General features: G+C 64.9%; 17 protein-coding genes and 1 pseudogene. 13 read left to right on the plus strand and 5 right to left on the minus strand.

From position 1 onward, the window contains the following. Positions 1 to 3: 3 nt before the first annotated feature. The 7 genes and pseudogenes from purD (at position 4) to rng (ending at position 6,519) form a co-directional block, all read left to right on the plus strand. Positions 4 to 1,281, plus strand: coding sequence for a phosphoribosylamine--glycine ligase (gene purD / locus PW947_RS20275; RefSeq protein ID WP_299634155.1), 1,278 nt, complete (start codon positions 4 to 6; stop codon positions 1,279 to 1,281). Positions 1,282 to 1,610: 329 nt separating this feature from the next. Further along, a pseudogene (gene hemF, locus PW947_RS20280) lies at positions 1,611 to 2,535 on the plus strand (oxygen-dependent coproporphyrinogen oxidase). Between the two features lies 1 nt (position 2,536). Beyond that, positions 2,537 to 3,268, plus strand: coding sequence for a nicotinate-nucleotide adenylyltransferase (locus PW947_RS20285; RefSeq protein ID WP_299634156.1), 732 nt, complete (start codon positions 2,537 to 2,539; stop codon positions 3,266 to 3,268). 4 nt (positions 3,269 to 3,272) lie between these two features. Then, on the plus strand, positions 3,273 to 3,728 hold the full coding sequence (gene rsfS / locus PW947_RS20290; protein ID WP_299634157.1) for a ribosome silencing factor: 456 nt from the start codon (positions 3,273 to 3,275) through the stop codon (positions 3,726 to 3,728). 24 nt (positions 3,729 to 3,752) lie between these two features. After that, positions 3,753 to 4,223: a 23S rRNA (pseudouridine(1915)-N(3))-methyltransferase RlmH gene (rlmH, locus tag PW947_RS20295; protein WP_299634158.1), complete on the plus strand. Its 471-nt coding sequence runs from the start codon at positions 3,753 to 3,755 to the stop codon at positions 4,221 to 4,223. 190 nt (positions 4,224 to 4,413) lie between these two features. Continuing rightward, positions 4,414 to 5,040: a Maf family protein gene (locus tag PW947_RS20300; protein WP_299634159.1), complete on the plus strand. Its 627-nt coding sequence runs from the start codon at positions 4,414 to 4,416 to the stop codon at positions 5,038 to 5,040. A gap of 9 nt (positions 5,041 to 5,049) precedes the next feature. Next, entirely contained in the window at positions 5,050 to 6,519 is a 1,470-nt protein-coding gene (gene rng / locus PW947_RS20305; RefSeq protein WP_299634160.1) for a ribonuclease G, read from the plus strand. Positions 6,520 to 6,562: 43 nt separating this feature from the next. Here the strand turns inward: rng and PW947_RS20310 are convergent, their stop codons facing one another. From PW947_RS20310 to PW947_RS20320, 3 genes are all read right to left on the minus strand, one after another. After that, on the minus strand, positions 6,563 to 8,284 hold the full coding sequence (locus PW947_RS20310; protein ID WP_299634161.1) for a GGDEF domain-containing phosphodiesterase: 1,722 nt from the start codon (positions 8,282 to 8,284) through the stop codon (positions 6,563 to 6,565). A 240-nt stretch (positions 8,285 to 8,524) separates the two neighbouring features. Beyond that, positions 8,525 to 9,445, minus strand: a complete 921-nt coding sequence (locus PW947_RS20315; protein WP_299634163.1) for a LysR family transcriptional regulator — start codon at positions 9,443 to 9,445, stop codon at positions 8,525 to 8,527. Positions 9,446 to 9,596: 151 nt separating this feature from the next. Then, the gene (locus PW947_RS20320) at positions 9,597 to 9,734 is read right to left on the minus strand and encodes a hypothetical protein (RefSeq protein WP_299634164.1); all 138 of its coding nucleotides are present in this window, start codon (positions 9,732 to 9,734) and stop codon (positions 9,597 to 9,599) included. Here PW947_RS20320 and PW947_RS20325 point away from each other — a divergent pair. The 6 genes from PW947_RS20325 to PW947_RS20350 all read left to right on the plus strand — a co-directional run bounded on the left by PW947_RS20325 (position 9,733) and on the right by PW947_RS20350 (position 16,172). Continuing rightward, positions 9,733 to 10,200 carry a VOC family protein gene (locus PW947_RS20325; RefSeq protein ID WP_299634165.1) on the plus strand — a complete coding sequence of 156 codons (468 nt, stop codon included), beginning with the start codon at positions 9,733 to 9,735 and terminating at the stop codon, positions 10,198 to 10,200. The two genes, PW947_RS20320 and PW947_RS20325, sit on opposite strands and share 2 nt — an antisense overlap. Before the next feature lie 67 nt (positions 10,201 to 10,267). Further along, complete coding sequence (locus PW947_RS20330) at positions 10,268 to 10,741, plus strand: VOC family protein (RefSeq protein ID WP_299634166.1); 474 nt, start codon at positions 10,268 to 10,270, stop codon at positions 10,739 to 10,741. Positions 10,742 to 11,246: 505 nt separating this feature from the next. Further along, positions 11,247 to 11,771, plus strand: coding sequence for a spore coat U domain-containing protein (locus tag PW947_RS20335; RefSeq protein ID WP_299634167.1), 525 nt, complete (start codon positions 11,247 to 11,249; stop codon positions 11,769 to 11,771). A gap of 16 nt (positions 11,772 to 11,787) precedes the next feature. Next, complete coding sequence (locus PW947_RS20340; protein ID WP_299634584.1) at positions 11,788 to 12,510, plus strand: molecular chaperone; 723 nt, start codon at positions 11,788 to 11,790, stop codon at positions 12,508 to 12,510. A gap of 159 nt (positions 12,511 to 12,669) precedes the next feature. Then, entirely contained in the window at positions 12,670 to 15,189 is a 2,520-nt protein-coding gene (locus tag PW947_RS20345; protein WP_299634168.1) for a fimbria/pilus outer membrane usher protein, read from the plus strand. A gap of 11 nt (positions 15,190 to 15,200) precedes the next feature. After that, positions 15,201 to 16,172, plus strand: a complete 972-nt coding sequence (locus PW947_RS20350; RefSeq protein ID WP_299634169.1) for a spore coat U domain-containing protein — start codon at positions 15,201 to 15,203, stop codon at positions 16,170 to 16,172. 55 nt (positions 16,173 to 16,227) lie between these two features. Here PW947_RS20350 and PW947_RS20355 read toward each other — a convergent pair whose 3' ends face one another. Together PW947_RS20355 and PW947_RS20360 are read right to left on the minus strand one after the other, a co-directional pair. Next, the gene (locus PW947_RS20355) at positions 16,228 to 16,554 is read right to left on the minus strand and encodes a hypothetical protein (RefSeq protein WP_299634170.1); all 327 of its coding nucleotides are present in this window, start codon (positions 16,552 to 16,554) and stop codon (positions 16,228 to 16,230) included. A gap of 264 nt (positions 16,555 to 16,818) precedes the next feature. Beyond that, on the minus strand, positions 16,819 to 18,291 hold the full coding sequence (locus PW947_RS20360) for a DUF308 domain-containing protein (protein ID WP_299634171.1): 1,473 nt from the start codon (positions 18,289 to 18,291) through the stop codon (positions 16,819 to 16,821). Positions 18,292 to 18,345: the final 54 nt, after the last annotated feature.

An 18,345-nucleotide genomic window follows, 5' to 3' on the forward strand; every position in this document is an offset into this window, starting at 1 on the left:
TACATGAAGTTACTCGTCGTCGGTTCCGGCGGTCGCGAACACGCGCTCGCATGGAAGCTCGCGCAATCGCCGCGGGTCCAGCTCGTCTATGTCGCCCCGGGCAACGGCGGCACGGCGCAGGACGAACGCCTGCGCAATCTCGACATCACCGATCTCGACGCCCTCGCCGATTTCGTCGAGAAAGAACAGATCGCGTTCACGCTGGTCGGCCCGGAAACCCCGCTCGCAGCCGGCATCGTCAACCTGTTCCGCGCCCGCGGTCTGAAGATTTTCGGCCCGACGAAGGAAGCGGCGCAGCTCGAAAGCTCGAAAGACTTCGCGAAGGCGTTCATGAAGCGCCACGCGATCCCGACGGCGGAATACGAGACCTTCTCCGATGTCGCCGCCGCACACGCGTACCTCGACGCGAAGGGCGCGCCGATCGTCATCAAGGCCGACGGCCTCGCGGCTGGCAAGGGCGTGGTGGTCGCGCAGTCGCTGGAAGAGGCGCATCAGGCGGTCGATATGATGCTGTCCGACAACAAGCTCGGCGATGCAGGCGCGCGCGTCGTGATCGAAGAATTCCTGACGGGCGAAGAAGCCAGCTTTATCGTGATGGTCGACGGCAAGCACGTGCTGCCGCTCGCATCGAGCCAGGATCACAAGCGCCTGCTCGACGCCGATCAGGGCCCGAACACGGGCGGCATGGGCGCCTACTCGCCCGCACCGATCGTCACGCCGCAACTGCACGCACGCGTGATGCGCGAAATCATCCTGCCCACCGTGCGCGGCATGGAAAAAGAAGGCATCCGCTTCACCGGTTATCTGTATGCCGGCCTGATGATCGACGCGCAAGGCAACCCGAAAACGCTCGAATTCAACTGCCGGATGGGCGACCCGGAAACGCAGCCGATCATGGCGCGTCTGAAGGGCGACTATTCGAAAGTGGTCGAGCAGGCGATTGCCGGCACGCTCGACACGGTCGAACTCGAATGGGACCGCCGCACCGCGCTGGGCGTCGTGCTGGCCGCGCACAACTATCCGGACACGCCGCGCAAGGGCGACCGGATCAACGACATTCCGGCCGAAAACACGGACTCCGTCACGTTCCATGCGGGCACGACCCTCAAGGACGGTACGCTGACCACGTCGGGCGGCCGCGTGCTGTGCGTCGTCGGGCTGGCGGATTCGGTGCGCAGCGCGCAGTCGGTTGCGTATGAAGCGATCAACCAGATCTCGTTCGACGGCATGCAGTATCGTCGCGATATCGGTTATCGCGCGGTCAACCGCAAGCACGGCTAAGCCGGCGCCGCGCGGCCACCGACGCGCGCGGCACCGCGAACGTCCGCGCGAAGGTGCGCAACGTAGCATCGACAACGCGTCCTGGCGCATGCCCGGCGCAACCCACGCATGCTGCACCTGCAGCATGGGCAGTACGAAAGGCCGCGAAGTGCGCGCAACGCAACAAGCGCAAACAGACGCGGTCCGTCCTGCCGCACGATCGGCGGCGCCACGCACCACGCGCCGCCGCGCCGGTTTCGGGCAACCGCCCGGCAACGCCAGGCGTCCGTACCACGACGCACTCCGCGGCATCCGAATACGCCGCCCCCGCATCTTCAGCATCTGCTTTCATGACTGATCCGAACTACGACGTACAGGCCGTTCGCGGCTGGTTGCAAGGTTTGCAAACGCATATCGCGGACACGCTCGGCGCGTTCGACGGCAAGCCGTTCGCCACCGACGCGTGGCAGCGCGCGCCGGGCGAGAAGCTGCGCGGCGGCGGCTGCACGCGGATTCTCGAGGGCGGCAATTTCTTCGAGCGCGCGGGTATCGGTTTCTCGGACGTTCAGGGCGACGCGCTGCCGGGCTCGGCGAGCGCCGCGCGCCCGCAACTGGCCGGCCGCGGCTTCGAGGCGATGGGCGTGTCGCTGGTGCTGCATCCGCGCAATCCGTCATTGCCCGACCGTGCACATGAACGTGCGCCTGCTGGTCGCGACCAAAGCCGGCGAAGCGCCGGTGTTCTGGTTCGGCGGCGGGATGGATCTGACGCCGTATTACGGCTACGAAGACGACGCCCGTCACTTTCACCGCACTTGCCGCGACGCGCTGCAACCATACGGCGACGCGCTGTATCCGCGCTTCAAGACGTGGTGCGACGAGTATTTCTTCCTGAAGCACCGCAACGAGCCGCGCGGCATCGGCGGGATTTTCTTCGACGATGTGTCGGAACCGGGTTTCGATGCGTCGTTTTCGATGCTGAAAAGCGTCGGCGACGCGTTTTTGCACGCCTATCTGCCGATCATCGAAAAACGCCGCGACACGCCGTACAGCGAGGCCGAGCGCGATTTCCAGGCGTATCGTCGCGGCCGCTACGTGGAGTTCAATCTGGTCTTCGACCGTGGCACGCTGTTCGGCCTGCAAAGCGGCGGCCGCACCGAATCGATCCTGATGTCGATGCCGCCCGTCGTGAACTGGCGCTACAACTGGCAACCGGAAGCGGGCACGCCCGAGGCGCGGCTGTACAGCGACTTCCTCGTGCCGCGCGAGTGGATCTGACGTGACCCACACCCAGACCCCGCCGAGCCCCGCTGCGTTGCCGCGCCGCGTCGCGCTGCTCGGCGGCACCTTCGATCCGATCCACGACGGCCATCTCGCGCTCGCCAGCCGGTTCGCGCAGGTGCTGAATCTGACGGAACTGGTGCTGTTGCCGGCCGGACAGCCGTGGCAGAAGGCCGACGTGTCGTCGGCGAAGCACCGGCTGGCGATGACGCAGGCGGCTGCGCGCGCGCTGATCGTGCCCGGCACGACCGTTCAGGTCGCAACTGATGAAATAGATCACGACGGTCCGACCTACACTGTCGATACGCTGCAACGCTGGCGCGATCGTGAAAGCCGCGAACATCCCGACAACCAGGCCTCGCTGACGCTGCTGATCGGCGCGGACCAACTGGTACGGCTCGACACCTGGCGCGACTGGCGCCGTCTGTTCGAGCTGGCCCATATTGCGGTGGCGACACGCCCCGGCTTCGACCTCGGGTCGGTGCCGCCGGCAGTCGCTGCTGAAATCGCCTCGCGTCAGGCGGCCGCGGACGTGCTGCAAGCCACGCCGTGCGGCCATCTGCTAATCGACACGACGCTCGCCTTCGACGTGTCCGCCACCGACATTCGCGCGCATCTGCGCGAACGTCTGGCGCAACATGCCACCGGCGAGCTGCAGGACGCAGCCACGAACCATGTCCCCACTGCGGTGTGGGACTATATTCTTCAACACAATCTGTACCACCGGTAATTTCATGGATATTCGCAAACTTCAACGCGCGATCATCGACGGTCTCGAAGACGTCAAGGCGCAAGACATCTCGGTGTTCAACACCAGCCACCTGACCGCGCTGTTCGACCGCGTGATCGTCGCGAGCGGCACCTCCAACCGTCAGACCAAGGCGCTCGCATCGAGCGTGCGCGAGAAGGTCAAGGAAGCCGGCGGCGACATCGTCAGCACGGAAGGCGAAGAGACGGGCGAATGGGTGCTGGTCGATTGCGGCGACGCGATCGTCCACATCCTGCAACCGGCGCTGCGCCAGTACTACCGTCTCGAGGAAATCTGGGGCGACAAGCCGGTTCGCGTGAAGCTGACTACGCCGAATCCGTTCGGCGGCGCGCACGCCAGCGAGCCGATGGAAGACGAGGACGACGAAGAAGAAGCTCCGGCAGCGAAGCCCGCGCGCAAGGCGCCGGCGCGTCGCCGCTAAGCATCGTCCGGGTCTGGTTTTCCCGTGAAACTGCATATCCTCGCGGTCGGCCACAAGATGCCGGACTGGATCGCCACCGGCTTCGACGAATACGCGAAGCGCATGCCGCCCGAACTGCGGATCGAGCTTCGCGAAATCAAGCCGGAGCAGCGTTCGTCCGGGCGTCCCGCTGAAAGCGTGATGGCCGCCGAGCGTGTGAAGATCGAGGCCGCGCTGCCGAAGAACGCGCGCATCGTCGCTCTCGACGAGCGCGGCAAGGACTGGACCACGATGCAGCTCGCCACCGCGCTGCCCGGCTGGCAACAGGACGGCCGCGATGTGGCGTTTCTGATCGGCGGCGCCGACGGGCTCGACCCGGAACTGAAGGCGCGTGCCGACATGCTGCTGCGCGTGTCGAGCCTCACGCTGCCGCACGCGATGGTCCGCGTGTTACTTGCCGAACAGCTTTACCGTGCGTGGACCATCACGCAAAATCACCCCTACCACCGCGTCTGAGCCGGCGCGCGGGCGAACTGCCGCTCTCGCCGTCGCGCCGCGCGCGGCTGTCGCGCACGGCCTGCCCGACCCGGTTCAGGCATGGGACGGGCACGCCTGCGCGCGTCCGTCCCATGCCGCCGGCTCCCCTCCGATTCCGACTCCGTTTCTAATCCCCATTCCAATCCCGATTCCTGACCGAGACTCCGCCATGTCGTCATCCGTTGCGCTGCATCCGTTCGTCTATCTCGCGTCGCAAAGTCCGCGTCGCCAGGAATTGCTGCGCCAGCTCGGCGTGAGTTTCGAACTGCTGCTGCCGCGCGCCGATGAAGACGCCGAGGCGCTCGAAGCCGAACTGCCCGGCGAATCCGCGCATGCGTACGTGCAACGCGTGACCGTCGCCAAGGCACAGGCTGCGCATGCGCGTCTCGTGCACGGCGGCCATCGCGCCGCGCCGATCCTCGTCGCCGATACCACCGTCACGATCGACGATGCGATCCTCGGCAAACCCGTCGATGCCGACGACGCCGTCGCGATGCTCACGCGTCTCGCCGGACGCGATCACGAAGTGTTGACGGCGGTGGCCGTCGTCGATGCGCAAGGCCTGTCGCTGCCGGTTGCGCTGTCCACGTCGCGGGTGCGTTTTGCTGCACTGCCAGACGCCGCCGTGCGCGCTTACGTCGCGAGCGGCGAGCCGTTGGGCAAGGCCGGCGCATACGGTGTGCAAGGGCGCGCAGCGGAGTTTATCGAGCATATCGACGGATCCTATTCGGGTATCATGGGTTTGCCGCTTTATGAAACCGCTGCCCTCCTGCGTGCAGCGCGCATCGACTTCTAGAACAACACCATGAATGAAGAGATCCTGATCAATGTGACGCCCCAGGAAACACGCGTCGCGTTGGTCCAGCAAGGCGCCGTCCAGGAACTGCACGTCGAACGCACGCTGTCGCGCGGACGCGTCGGCAATGTCTATCTGGGCAAAGTGGTGCGCGTGCTGCCGGGCATGCAATCGGCGTTTATCGATATCGGTCTGGAACGCGCCGCGTTCCTGCACGTCGCCGACATCTGGCATCCGCGGATTGCCGGAGAACCGCAACACAGCGCCCCGCATCAACCCATCGAGAAGATCGTCTTCGAAGGCCAGACCTTGATGGTGCAAGTCGTCAAGGATCCGATCGGCACGAAGGGCGCGCGACTGTCCACGCAAGTGAGCATCGCCGGACGCACGCTGGTGTATCTGCCGCAGGAACCGCATATCGGCATTTCGCAGAAGATCGAAAGCGAAGCCGAGCGCGAAGCGATTCGCGCGCGGCTCACGGCCGTGTTGCCCGCTGACGAAAAAGGCGGCTACATCGTGCGGACCATTGCCGAAGACGCCACCAGCGAAGAACTCGCCAGCGACGTCGCGTATCTGCGCAAGACGTGGGCGACGATCCTGTCGCAAGGTCAGCGCATGCCGCCCACCAGCCTGCTCTATCAGGATCTGAATCTGGCGCAACGCGTGCTGCGCGACTTCGTCAACGACGAGACCTCGCGCATTCAGGTCGACTCGCGCGAGACCTTCCAGATGCTCTCGGATTTCGCGAAGGAATTCACGCCCGCGGTGTCGTCGAAGCTGCATCACTACACGGGCGAGCGTCCGCTGTACGACCTCTACAACATCGAAGCGGAAATCCAGCGCGCGCTGTCGCGGCGTGTCGAGTTGAAGTCGGGCGGTTATCTCGTGATCGACCAGACCGAGGCCATGACCACGATCGACGTGAACACGGGCGGCTATGTGGGCGCGCGCAATTTCGACGACACGATCTTCAAGACCAACCTCGAAGCGGCGCACACCATCGCGCGTCAGTTGCGTCTGCGCAATCTCGGCGGCGTGATCATCATCGACTTCATCGACATGGAGAACGTCGAGCATCGCGATCAGGTGTTGGGCGAACTGAAGAAGGCGTTGTCGCGCGACCGCACGCGTGTCACGGTGAACGGTTTCTCGCAGTTGGGTCTGGTTGAAATGACGCGCAAGCGCACCCGCGAATCGCTCGCGCACGTGCTGTGCGAGCCGTGTCCGGTGTGTCTCGGCAAAGGTCAGGTCAAAACCGCGCGCACCGTGTGCTACGACGTGTTGCGCGAGATCCTGCGCGAGTCGCGCCAGTTCAATCCGCGCGAATTCCGGGTGGTCGCCTCGCAGCAGGTGATCGATCTGTTTCTCGAAGAGGAATCGCAGCATCTGGCGATGCTGATCGACTTTATCGGCAAGCCGGTGTCGTTGCAGGTGGAGTCGAATCTGAGTCAGGAACAGTACGATATCGTGCTGATGTAACGCGACTGCGAGCCTCGCGTATTGCGCGGCTCGCGTTGTCCGTTCACGCGCCCCCCGGCTCGCCTTCGTCGCCGTCGCCCATCTCCGCCGACATCGGCTCCAGCAGATTGCGCAGCGCCGTTGCATTGAGCGGCCGCGCGAACCAGAATCCCTGCGCTTCGTCGCATCCCAACTCCGCCAGCCGTTGCGCCTGTTCCGGCGTCTCCACGCCTTCGGCGGTCACGCGCAATTTCAACGCATGCGCCATTGCGATGATCGCGCCGACCAGCGCCGCGCTTTGCGCATCGTCGGCCATCCGGACGATAAACGAGCGGTCGATCTTCAACCGGTTCAGCGGAAAACGCGTCAGATACGCGAGGCTCGAATAGCCGGTGCCGAAATCGTCGACCGCCACTTCGACACCGAGATCGCGCAACGCATGCAGCGTCTTCAGTGCTTCGTCGGTGCCGCCGAGCAGCACGCCTTCGGTGATTTCCACTTCCAGATACGACGGATCGAGCGCCGCGTCGTGCAGCGCGCTTTCGATCATCGCCAGCAGGTTCTGGCGGCGAAACTGTTGCGGCGAGACATTGACGGCCACGCGCGGCAACTTGCCGGTCAGACGCAGAATACGGCTCGCGTCGCGGCACGCATTGCGCATCACCCATTCGCCGATCCGCTCGATCATCCCGGTCTCTTCGGCAACTGGCACGAATTCGGCGGGACTGATCAAACCGCGCGACGGATGCTGCCAGCGCAGCAGCGTTTCGACCTGTGCGATATGGCCGGTCGCGAGCGTGACCTGCGGCTGATAGACGAGATGCAACTGGTCGCGATCGATCGCATCGCGCAGCATCGTTTCGAGTTCGAAGCGACGCGCCGCCTGCCGCTCCAGCGACGGCGAGAAGCGTTGCACGCCGTTCATCCCCGCGCCTTTCATCGACGACAACGCGACGCTCGCGCGACGCATCAAGGTCGGCGCATCGTCGCCATCGGACGGGAAACCGGCAATGCCGATACTTGCCTTTACGTTCAGCGTCGTATCGAGAAAGTTGATCGGCTCGCCGATGCGCGCAAGCACCGCGTCGGCCAGCGCATCGACCGCGGGCCCGGTTGCATCGACCAGCAACGCGAACTGCATGCCGCCCAGCGATGCAATCGTGCCGTCGTACGGCACCAGACCGCGCAGCCGTTCACCGGCAATCTGCAATACGAGTTCGGCGGCATTCGAACCGAGCGCGTCGCGCAGCTTGCGCATCTGGTTCAGCTCGACGACCAGCACGCTGAAACCGCTACCGCTGCGCCGTCCGCGCGCAATCGTCAGATCGAGTCGTTCGGTGAACAGATTCTGGTTCGGCAGACGCGTGATGTTGTCGTGATGCGAGACGTACCAGAGCCGCGCCTCCGATTGCGCATAACGCGACATGTCGATCACGATGCCGACATAACGCAGCCGGCCTTCGCCGAACGGTGCGAGCGCGAGCATTACCGGCGTGCGCACGTGGTTGCTCCGCACGTAAAACCATTCGCCTTCGTAGCGGCTGTGGAGGGGCTCGGTGGTCGCGCCCGGCAATTCGCCGCTGCGCTTCGTGAGTTCGGCGGGATCGTGCAGCGCGTGAAACGTCATCCGCCCGATCAGTTCGTCGGCCGGATAGCCCGTCAGTTGCTCATAGGCAGGATTGACCTCTTCGAACGTCCCGTCGGCGGCGCAGGTGAACACGCCGTACGGTGCGGCTGCCAGCGCGGCATCGTAGACGGCGGTGGACGTGGCGCGGTCGGATTGCATCGCGGCTCCGTCAGCGGACCGGCCGTGCAGCCGGCCGTGCCATGCCGCCGGCGACACCGCTGGCAGACGCACGGCGCATCGGCGCGCTTCAGTCTCGGTACGGGTCATGCAGACAGTCCCATCGTGTGTTATTCGCACCGGCGCGCGCAGCTCGCGTCGCCCGGCAATCAAACATCGTAGCATTGCGCCGCCGATCGCGCGAACGCTCGAAAATCTATCCGGGCTTCACGCGCGGCGACCTCATTGCACCGCCAGCGCATCCGTTGCCGCACGCGCCGCCAGATACTCGACCATCCGTTGCGCGGCCGGCTGCAACGCGTCGAAATCGCGGCAACAGACGACGAACCGCCGCTGCGCCCATTCGTTCGTCAACGGCACGATCCGGATGCCGAGCGTGCGCGCATAGCTCTCGCCCACCTCTTGCGGCACCACGCTGATACCGAGATTCGCGGCGACCACCCGAAACGCCGCGTCGAAGCTCGACACGATCACGCGATACGACACCGTGCGTCCGATCTGTGCCGCCGATCGCCGCAACATCGTGTGAACCGCCGTGGTGGGCGGCAGGCCGACATGCTGATGATCGAGCGTCTGCTCGAACCCGAGCGACGCGCAATGCGCGAGCGGATGCGCAGCGTGAACGGCCAGCGCAAGCCGGTCCTGCCGATACGGACGGGTCTGCAAGCCGTCGAGATCGACGTTGTCCCAGCACACGCCGACCGATGCGGCGCCTTCACGCAACTGCCGCACCAGATCGGCCGACAGCCGCTCTTCGACGTCCACTTCGATATTCTGGTTCGCGGGCTCGCGCATGAACGACGCGATGTCGTCGAGCAGCGCCTCGGCAATCGCCGATGCCGACGCGCAGATCCGCACCCGACCGCGCAGCCCGCTGCCGAACGCGGCGACATCGCTGGCGATCCGCTCCATCGTGAACAGCACGCTGCGCGCGTGTTCGAGCAACGCAAGACCGGCGGGCGTCGGTTGCACGCCGCGTCGCGAGCGCATCAGCAGCGGCACGCCGAGGTCGCTTTCGAGTTGCGCGATCCGCTTGCTGATCGCCGACGGCTCGATATGCTCCTGCTGCGCCGCACGCGCCATATTGCGATGCTCGCAGACCGCAACGAGCAGACGCAGCGTTTTCAGATCGATGTCGCGCAAAAGCTGTCTCCGTGGCCGCGCCGGTTGCATCGTGGATTGCCGCGTCCGGCGCGCGCCGTCCATTCCGTGCGTGTGTTCTGTTCGTGTATCCGGATGCGTCGCCGCGCCGGCAAGACCTGAACGTCAACCGAGGCTAGCATCAAAGGAAACGTCAGCGCAAACCGGCGCCGCAGACGCGGAATTTTGCGAACGATGTCGATTGCCGGCAGGTCTGGCCGTCGTCATCATGTGCGCATGCTGCATCCGGCAACGTGCCGCTCAACCCGCTCAGACAAGGAGCATCCGTCATGTCCACGCCTTCCAAACCGGTCAAGCCCATTCCCGACGACATGCATACGCTGACGCCGCATCTGATCTGCGACGGTGCGGCCGACGCGCTAGGTTTCTACACCGCCGCATTCGGCGCGATCGAACTGGTGCGCCTGCCCGGCAAGAACGGACGCCTGATGCATGCATCGATGCGGATCGGCGATTCGACGCTGATGCTGGTCGATGAAATGGCAGAATGCGGCGCGTTCGGGCCGAAGTCGCTGAAAGGCTCGCCGGTCACGCTGCATCTTTACGTCGAGAACGTCGATGCGACGATCGAGCGCGCGGTCGCCGTCGGCGCGACGCTGACAATGCCTGCTGCCGACATGTTCTGGGGCGACCGCTACGGTCAGCTCGAAGATCCGTTCGGACACCGGTGGTCGGTCGCGACGCATGTGCGCGACGTCACGCCGCAAGAGATGAAAGCCGCGATGGAAGCGATGTAACGCCGCGCCGTCGTATCGACCGCTACCTGTGGCCGGTGGCATATTGCCGAAACCTTGAGGACTTTCCATGAAGAAAATCACGCCGTTCCTGTGGTTCAACAACACCGCTGAAGAAGCCGCGCGCTACTACACCGGGATTTTTCCGGACTCGTCGATTCGCGAAACGCGTTACTACAGCGCGGGCGCACCCGCTCCCGAGGGCAGCGTGATGTCGGTGACGATCGAGATCGCCGGCCAGGAACTGGTGGCGTTCAACGGCGGCCCGGGCCTGAAGTTTTCACCGGCCATGTCGATGTTCGTCACCTGCGAATCGCAAGCGGAAGTGGACGACTACTGGGAGAAACTCTCCGTCGAAGGCGCGCCGCAGCAATGCGGCTGGCTGACCGACAAATACGGCGTGTCATGGCAGATCGTGCCGCTCGCGCTCGACCGGATGCTGAAAGACCCCGACGCCGAAAAATCCGCACGTGTGATGCAGGCACTAATGCAAATGGTCAAGCTGGATATCGCCACACTGGAGCGCGCGTATCGCGGCGAATAGATTTCCCGCAATACCACGCGGTATAAAAACACAAGGCCGACCCATTCCCGATGGGTCGGCCTTGTTTTTTCAAACGCGCGTTTACGATTCCGCCCGCATGCAATGCTTACCTCTACCCTGGTAGGGATATTCATCGTCAAACGGACAATAAGCGACCCACGAATCTCCGTAAAAAATACCAACCGACAGTCATCGGGATTTTTTACCTGATTATATGTAACACGCTCTCAGCCTTTATCTATGCCCATCTCCGCGCGATTCGCATAAAGTTAACTAGTAAAACCCTATAAGTCCTTAATATCCAGTTAGGGTTTTCACTTACTCACCTTATTCGTCTGAACTGCCGTAAAACGCTGGTAGACTCGTTTTCAGAAATCGATAGATACGCTGAAACGAATTTACCAAGCCGGCAGTCAATCGCGCTTCCAGCGATTGCAAGGCGAATTCGTTTTAAACCCTCGCGACTGGCAGAAAGCCAGCGCGGCGCCTGAGAGAGGGCTGTATCGTGAAACAAAAAAAACTGTCATCCGCATTGATCGGTGCGTTGATATTGAGTTGGACCGCGCCTATCGTGCAGGCCGCCACGTATTCGAATGGCACGAATATCGCCACCTTCACGGTGTCGCTAACGCTCCAGGCGAATTGCACGATTGCCGCCAATGCGCTGGCATTCGGCACGAACGGCGTGCTGACTTCCGCGCTGAACCAGCAGACCTCGGTCGCCGTCACCTGCACCAACACGACGCCATATAACGTCGGTCTCGACGCGGGCACGGTCACCGGTTCCACGGTGACAAGCCGGCTGATGGCCGGCACGACCAGCGGCAATACGACCACCACCGTGGCGTTCCAGTTGTACCAGGACTCCGGCCACACCACGGCTTGGGGCAACACCCAAGGCACCAATACCGTCGGCGGCACGGGCACCGGTTCGGCGCAGTCCATCTCGGTCTACGGTCAGGTCCCGGCGCAGGCCACGCCGAAGCCCGACACGTATCAGACCACCGTCACCGCGACGGTGTACTTCTGACGTGAGCGCCGCCCTGATGACCGGGTTGCGCACGCTGTTGCTGGCGGTCTGCACGCTGGCCATGACGCTGGCCAGCGCACATGGCGCCACCTTGCAGATCTCGCCCGTGATGGTCGATCTGCCGGCTGACTCCAACGCGTCGGGCCTGACGCTGCGCAATCCCGGCGACAAGCCGCTCTACGGCCAGGTCCGCGTGTATCGATGGGACCAGGAAAACGGTGAGGACACGCTCACGCCGACCCAGGACGTGGTCGCGAGTCCGCCGATGATCCAGATCGCCGCGCGTTCCGAGCAACTGGTGCGGCTGGTGCGCACCGCACCGCCGCCCAACGGCGCCGAGGAAAGCTATCGGGTGCTGATCGACGAGCTGCCGGAGGCCGATGCGACGCCCGCCAACGGCGTGACGATCCGTCTGCGTTACTCGGTGCCGGTGTTTCTCGAACCGGGCGCCCAAACCGGCACGCCGAAGCTCGCGTGGCATCTGTTCCATGCCGGCGACGGCTGGGAGCTTCGCGCCGACAACACCGGCAAACGCCGCGCGCAAATCGCGGCCGTGCAGCTGGTGAACGGTGCGGGCAGCACCTTCGAGATCAACAAGGGTTTGCTCGGCTACGCGTTGCCGGGTCGCGGCCGGACCTGGCGTTTGCCGCTGCCCGCGAACGCCGATCTGAGCGGTCAGGTGAAGATTCGCGCCGCCGTCAATGCGACACCGGCGGAATCGGTGGTGAGCGTCGAATAACCGACACGGCAACGGACACGACTAACAGGGAGATTCACCGGGGGTTCACCGAAGCAGTCGCACGAGACGCACTTGCAACACAGAAGGACACCGCCGCAGTCCCGCCCATCCAGCATGTCTGCCTGACCGGAACCGGACCATGCGCCGCACTTCGTATCGATGAGGACACCCCGACGGCTGACACGTCACCGATGGACTGTGCCGACGATGGCGCTGGCGGCATCCCTGATTGCCGCCGGCGGCACGCCTGCGCGCGCGCAAAACGCATCGCCGGTGCCGGACCGGACCGCCGCCACTCACGACAGCCACGACGCCCACGACACCCCGGACACCGCGCGCGACCTCTATCTCGAAGTGAACCTGAACGGCCAGCGCACCGCGTTGATCGCGCATTTCCGCGAACGCGGCGGCAAGCTGTTCGCGAGCGCGAAAGACCTGAGCGAGATCGGCCTGCTGCCCGACCGGCTGGCCGGTTCGTCGGGTCCGCCGCATGCGCCCGGCCAACCTGGCCAGCCCACTCCACCGGCGTCCCCGCCACCCGCCAGCCCGCTGACGCCGCCGAACGCGATCAACATGGCGGGACCGGCCGCCACCGACGCGCTGAACGCGCTGTCGGACGTCGCGGATATCGCGCTCGATTCGCTGCCCGGCCTGCGCTACACGTATGACCCCGCCACCCAGTCGGTGGATCTCGACGCGCCCGACAATCTGCGTCGTCCGTACACGTTCGACACCCGCGCGCTGACGCAAACGCCGCTCGCGACCTCGTCGCGCGGCTTCGTGCTGAACTACGACGCGTATGCGCAAAGCGAGTCGACCGCGCAGCTCGCGTTGTGGAGCGAAGAACGCTACTTCGATCCGTCCGGCGTGTTCAGCAATACCGGCATCGCGTATCTGTATCGCGACCTGCACCGCTATATCCGCTACGACACATCGTGGAGCCGCTCCGATCCGGCCACGCTGACCACCCAGCAATACGGCGACACGATTTCGTCGTCGCTCGACTGGACCCGCTCGGTGCGGATCGGCGGCTTTCAGTGGCGCAGCAATTTCACGCTGCGCCCCGATCTCGTCACGTTTCCGGTGCCCGCGCTGACGGGATCGGCGGTCGTGCCGTCGTCGGTGGATCTGTATATCAACAACGTGCGCCAGTACAGCGGCAACGTGCCGAGCGGTCCGTTCGTCGTGACCAACGTGCCCGGCATCACCGGCGGCGGACAGGCCACCGTGATCACCCGCGATGCGCTCGGGCGCACGATTGCGACGTCCGTGCCGCTCTACGTGGACACACGGATGCTCGCGCAAGGGCTGTCGAGCTATTCGTTCGAAGTCGGATTTCTACGCCGCTCGTACGGCGTCGAATCGTTCGACTACAACCCGCATCCGGCGATCAGCGGCTCGCTGCGGCGCGGTCTCAGCGACACGCTGACCATCGAAGGCCACGCGGAAGCGACCAGCGGCCTCGCCAACGCCGGCGCGGGTGCGCTGGTACGGCTCGGCATGGCGGGCGTCGTCAGCGGCTCGCTGGCGGCGAGTGCGGGGCATCGCGGCGGCGTGCAGACGGGGCTCGGCTACCAGATCATCGAACCGTCGTTTTCGATCGACGCGCAGACCTTGCGCGCGTTCGGCCATTACGGCGACATCGCGTCCGCCGACGGCACGCCGGTCGCCGACGCAACCGATCGCGTGACACTGTCCGTGCCGCTGTTCAGCCGTCAGACGCTGGCGCTGAGCTACATCGGCTATCGCTATCCGCAAGTGAGCGCATCGCATATCGGCTCGGTGTCGTACACGGTGAGCTTCGGCAATCTGGCGTCGCTGACGCTGTCCGCGTTTCGGGATTTCTCCGGCTCGGCGTCGTCGGGCGTGTTTCTGAGCGCAAGTCTCGGCCTCGGCAACAACACGTCGGTCAGCTCGAGCGTGGGCCGCCAGAACGGTCAGAGCAGCTACAACATCAACGCCAACCGCCCGCCGGATTACGACGGCGGTTTCGGCTGGGCCGCGCAGGTCGGCGGCACGTCGAACGTGCCGTACCGTCAGGCGCAGGCGCAATACCTCGGCAAATACGGCGAAGTGACGGCGATCGCGCAGTCGCTGGACCGGCACACCAGCGCGTCCGTCGACGTCAGCGGCGCGCTGGTGGTAATGGACGGCTCGGTGCTGCCCGCGCGGCGCATCGGCGACGGTTTCGCGCTGATCTCGACGGGCGGCGTCGCGGGCATTCCGGTGCTGCACGAAAACCGCGTGATCGGCACCACCGACCGCAACGGCCATCTGCTGGTGCCCGATCTGAACGCGTACGAGTCGAACCGGGTCGGCATCGACAGCATGAACCTGCCCGCCGACGCGCAGATCGCATCGACCACGCAAGACCTCGTGCCGAAGTCGCAATCGGGCGTGCTGGCCAGCTTCCGCGTGACGCGCTATAGCGCGGCGTCGGTGATTCTGCAGGGGCCCGACGGCAAACTGCTGCCGGCCGGCGCACGCGTACATCATCGGGAAAGCGGATCGAATACGATCGTCGGATACGACGGATTGACCTTTATCGAGAATCTGCAAGCCGACAATCATCTCGAGATCGAGGCCGGCGCATTGCATTGCACGGTGGCGTTCGCGTACACGCGGCCAACCAACGGCTCGTTGCCGACTTACGGCCCACTCACCTGCCGGCCCCTCTGAGGAACGCTGCCATGAAGAACCTGCTGCTCGCCTGTGCGCTCGTCGTGGTGCTGGCCTTCGCGCCGCAGCGCGCCAGCGCGCAAACCTGCACGGCCAGCATGTCGACGCTCGATTTCGGCAGCGTGTCGCCGATCGCGTCGGCGGCGGTCAACGCGACCGGCACCTTGACCGTCACCTGCAACTGGAGCGTGGTGAGCCTTGCGCCGACTGCGCTGGTGTGTCTGAACCTGACGCCCGCCACGCCGCGCTATCTGACCGACACCAGCAGCGACAAACTGCGTTACGACCTGTATCAGGACAGCGCGCGTTCGTTGTCCTGGGGTTCGACGTCGGCGGGCACCACGCCGATTTCCGTCACGCTGACGCAACCCTTGCTGACCACCAGCGCGAGCACGACGGTCACCGTCTACGGCCAGATTGCCGCCAACCAGCCGACGGTGCCGACCCTCAGCAACAGCAACACGCTCTACACCCACGTGTTCAGCGGCGCCGAGACCTCGATCAATTACGCGTACTACGTGCTCGGGATTCTCGGGCCGCCAAGCTGCGCGTCGATCACCAGCGGCGGCACGTTCGGCTTTACCGTCAACGCGACCGTGATCAACAACTGCAACATCAGCGCAACCAACATCGCGTTTACCGCGACCAGCCTGCTGAACCAGACATTGACCGCAAACGGCACGATCACCGCGCAATGCACGGCCGGCGATGCGTACAAGATCGCGCTGAGCGCCGGATCGAGCGGCACGACGGCCAGCCGCACGATGCAGCGATCGGGCGGCGGCGGCACGGTGAAGTATCAGTTGTACACGGACGCCGCGCTCGCCGGGGTCTGGGGCGACGGCACCGGCGGCACGACCGTCGCCACCGGCGTGGGCACCGGCAATCCGGCATCGGTGACGGTGTACGGGGTGGTGCCGTCGCAAAGCACGCCCGCGCCCGGCAACTACAGCGACACGATCACCGCGACGATCTATTTCTAACGCGGTGCAAGCGTCGGCGGAGACGGGAACGGGAACATCCGGCGGAAGCGGCGCGCTAGAACATCACCATCCAGACTTTGGACGGCGCGGCGGCGTTCGGGGCCGCCGCGATCAGCGCTCCGGCGTTGACCGGCTGAACCTGCGCGGCGAGCGCCGCCGCGGGTTCGACGGCGCTTTGTTCGATATTGAACGGCTGGCCGTGCAGACACGACACGAGTGGACGCGCCGGCGCGAGCAAGGCATCGTCGGACTGGATCAGACAGCTTTCCTGAACCACGAGGCTGACCGGCATCGACGCCAGTTCAGCGGACGACGTGCGGCGCAGCGGCAGCACGAGCAGGACGCAGGCAGCCAGTGCGATCGAATGGGTACGACGCAGCATAGAAAGAGAGTTCCTGGGAAAGCGAAGTCCGTGATCGCGAAGATGACGGGGAGTACCGCTAATGACGGCACGCCGCGGCCGGATCTTGAGGAAAGCGCGTGCGTTTGGAGGAGACCGTCTCGCAAATGAAAGCCGGACTTATCAACAGAAAATGTTCGCAAGCCTGTGAATAACTCTCTGCCAACCGCCGCAACCCATTGATCTGATTAAATTAAGCCACGCGCGCCGTGCGATAGGCAAAGCAAAAGCAAACTGCACCGTTCGCTACCGCACATTTCCGGCATCGCTGTCTTCGGCGCGCCATTCCCGGCGCGATTCGACCATCGCCGCGACCGCGAGCCGCGCCATCTTGACCCAGCCGGAGCGGCGCGGGTCCGCGAGCATGCTCAACGCGCGCGCGTAATCGAGCGTGAGTCCGGGGGTCCAGGCCATCGTCGCCGCGCGTTTGCGGACTTGCGCCGCGACCCACAACTCGGGCGTCGTCAGCACCCGCCAGAACGGCCCCCAGCCGACGCGCCGCGTTGCTGCTTCGGCGTTGTCCACAGGTTCGGCACCTTCGGCGCCCCCAGCCCCCCACGCGCGCGCGGCCGCACCTTCGAGCGCCGCCTCCAACGCCCGCGACACGCTGCTCGAACAGTTCCGGTGCGTGAGGTTGTAGGTCGTATCGCGACGATAGACGTCCCAGAACGTCGTCAGCCGCGCCGGATCGAAATTGCGGATTCGCACCTGCACCGTGGACGGACACCACGCGTGCGACTCCGTCACGTAATCCGGCTGAAACACGCCCGGGACGTCGTTTTCGTGCGTGGCGCGCAGCAGCCTCGTGAACTCGTCGGGCGCGCGGTCGATCTCGACGCCGGGATACAGGCTGATATACACGCCGCCCGGCGCTTCGAGCGCGGCATGGCCGGTCGAAATCACGCCATTGCGATCGACCGCCGCAATGTAGCGATCGACGATCGGCTGACGCCGCGCCGGCGATTTGGACGACCCGACCGGCGTCCACACGTGAACGGTCAATGCAGGTTCGTCGGCGGCGGGCGGGCCGTCCCAGCGCAACGGCGCGCGCCGCGACGACGCGGCAGCCGGCGCGGGAGCGGCGTCGGGGTGCGCGTCTGCATGCGCATCTGCGTGCGGATTCGTCGACGTCGAACCCTCGCCGGCCAAGCCGACGGCCGGATTGACCGCGAGCCGCCGCACGCGGGTGCCGAGCAAAATCAGGTTCCATCCACCGAAGATCAGCCCCAGACCGAGGCAATACGGCACGGTCCCGACGTAGTGCGTCGGAAAGGGCTGGAAAAAGAAAATCGCGAGCGCGATTTCGAGCGCGCCGCCGATCGTCGCCAGCCGCCAGGTCCGGTAACGGACCACGCGCGCGGACACGATCTGCAACAGGCCGTCGGCGAGGAACAGCGTGCCGAACAGCATCGAGAGAATGAAATTGCCGTGATGATGACCGGCGAGAATCAGCGCCGCGGCGACGCAAAACGCGAAGCCCTTCACGTAGCGCAGCGTGCGCTGGCCGCCCATTCCCGTCCACGCCACCGCGAGCGTCGCGCCGCCTTCGAGCAGCAGCAGCCACGCAAACGGCGCGATCGGGAAATACAGCGCGTTGTCGAGCGCGTCGATAAAGATGACGACGCCGAGAATCAGGCTGATCCAGCCCAGCACGCTCAACGTGCGCCAGCGGCTGCGCAGGTAATCGACGCCGAGCAGGATCATCACGAGACGCACCATCGTCGTTCTCCGGTGGACGGACTCATTCGGCGCGTCGTGCCGGAAGCCGCGTCA

Source organism: Paraburkholderia sp., assembly GCF_028283785.1.
GTDB lineage: Bacteria > Pseudomonadota > Gammaproteobacteria > Burkholderiales > Burkholderiaceae > Paraburkholderia.

Coding starts and splice junctions, on each gene's coding strand:
- purD (WP_299634155.1), top strand. CDS start 4: ATGAAGTTACTCGTCGTCGGTTCCGGCGGTCGCGAACACGCGCTCGCA.
- rsfS (WP_299634157.1), top strand. CDS start 3,273: ATGGATATTCGCAAACTTCAACGCGCGATCATCGACGGTCTCGAAGAC.
- PW947_RS20300 (WP_299634159.1), top strand. CDS start 4,414: ATGTCGTCATCCGTTGCGCTGCATCCGTTCGTCTATCTCGCGTCGCAA.
- rng (WP_299634160.1), top strand. CDS start 5,050: ATGAATGAAGAGATCCTGATCAATGTGACGCCCCAGGAAACACGCGTC.
- PW947_RS20310 (WP_299634161.1), bottom strand. CDS start 8,284: ATGCAATCCGACCGCGCCACGTCCACCGCCGTCTACGATGCCGCGCTG.
- PW947_RS20325 (WP_299634165.1), top strand. CDS start 9,733: ATGTCCACGCCTTCCAAACCGGTCAAGCCCATTCCCGACGACATGCAT.
- PW947_RS20320 (WP_299634164.1), bottom strand. CDS start 9,734: ATGACGGATGCTCCTTGTCTGAGCGGGTTGAGCGGCACGTTGCCGGAT.
- PW947_RS20330 (WP_299634166.1), top strand. CDS start 10,268: ATGAAGAAAATCACGCCGTTCCTGTGGTTCAACAACACCGCTGAAGAA.
- PW947_RS20340 (WP_299634584.1), top strand. CDS start 11,788: ATGACCGGGTTGCGCACGCTGTTGCTGGCGGTCTGCACGCTGGCCATG.
- PW947_RS20345 (WP_299634168.1), top strand. CDS start 12,670: ATGAGGACACCCCGACGGCTGACACGTCACCGATGGACTGTGCCGACG.
- PW947_RS20350 (WP_299634169.1), top strand. CDS start 15,201: ATGAAGAACCTGCTGCTCGCCTGTGCGCTCGTCGTGGTGCTGGCCTTC.
- PW947_RS20355 (WP_299634170.1), bottom strand. CDS start 16,554: ATGCTGCGTCGTACCCATTCGATCGCACTGGCTGCCTGCGTCCTGCTC.
- PW947_RS20360 (WP_299634171.1), bottom strand. CDS start 18,291: ATGGTGCGTCTCGTGATGATCCTGCTCGGCGTCGATTACCTGCGCAGC.